A 1,259-nucleotide genomic window follows, 5' to 3' on the forward strand; every position below is an offset into this window, starting at 1 on the left:
CCGTCGGGGTGCCAGCGGACGAGGTCGCCGGTGCGGTACATGCGTTCGCCGGGTGGGCCGTAGGGGTTGGCGACGAACCGTTCGGCGGTCAGTGCGGGTCGGCTGTGGTATCCGCGGGCCAGCTGGATCCCGGCCAGGTGCAGTTCTGCGGTCACGCCGGTGGGGACGGGCCGGAGTCGGTCGTCGAGGACGTAGGCGTGGGTGCCGCGGATCGGGCCGCCGATGGTGACCGGGCCGCCGGGTGGCAGTGGTCCGCTGCAGTTGCTCATCACGGTTGTTTCGGTGGGGCCGTAGCCGTTGAAGAAGCGGCGGGGTGCGTGGGTGGGGGAGGTGTCGGTGGGTGTGGCCCAGCGGGTGAGCAGGTCGGGGGTGCAGGCCTCGCCGGCGGAGAGGACGGTGTGCAGGGTGTGGAGGTGGGTGGGGTCGATGGTGGCCAGTGCGGCCGGTGTTATCACGGCGTGGGTGACGTGGGTGGTGTGGAGGAGGTGGGTGAGTTCGTCGCCGCCGAAGACGGTGGGTGGGGCGATGACCATGGTGGCGCCGGCTCCGGTGGCGAGGAGCAGTTCGAAGACCGAGGCGTCGAAGCTCGGGGATGCCACGGCCAGGGTGCGGGAGTCGGGGGTGATGGTGAATCGTTCGCGTTGTTCGGCGGCGAGGTTGGCCAGCCCTTGGTGGGTGACGACGACGCCTTTGGGGGTGCCGGTGGAGCCGGAGGTGTAGAGCAGGTAGGCGGTGTTGGTGGTGTGCAGGGGTCGGAGTCGGTCGGTGTCGGTGATCGGACCTGAATCCATGGTGTTGCAGCGGTTTTCGAGGTCGGGGGTGTCGATGACGAGCCAGGGCAGTGGTTCGGGCAGGGTGGTGGCGTGCTCGGTGGTGGTCACTCCGAGTGCGGCTCGGGAGTCCGAGAGCATGTGGGTGATGCGGTCTTTCGGGTAGTTCGGGTCGATCGGGAGGAACGCGGCGCCGGTTTTGGTGGTCGCCCAGACTGCGAGGATCGCTTCGGGGGAGCGGGGGAGTGCGATGGCGACGGTGTCTTCGGTGCCGATGCCTTCGGCGATCAGGATCCGTGCCAGTTGGGAGGATGCGGTGTCGAGTTGTTCGTAGGACAGGTGGTGGTCTTCGTATGTCACCGCCGGTGCGGTGCGGTTGTGTGCTGCGGCGGTGGTGAGCAGTTGTGGCAGTGTCGTTGCGGGGTGTTCGGGGCCGCCGGTGCGGTCGAGCAGGTTCCGTCGTTCGTCGGCGTCGAGGAGGTCGAGGTC

Annotated in this window: 1 protein-coding gene; it reads right to left on the reverse strand. The window is 68.6% G+C overall.

What is annotated here, in order from left to right; all coding sequences use genetic code 11:
* On the reverse strand, positions 1-1,259 hold a 1,259-nt coding region (locus tag HGB39_RS38065), incomplete at both ends, for an amino acid adenylation domain-containing protein (protein WP_168443037.1).

The organism is Rhodococcus opacus, from assembly GCF_012396235.1.
Taxonomy (GTDB): domain Bacteria; phylum Actinomycetota; class Actinomycetes; order Mycobacteriales; family Mycobacteriaceae; genus Rhodococcus_F; species Rhodococcus_F opacus.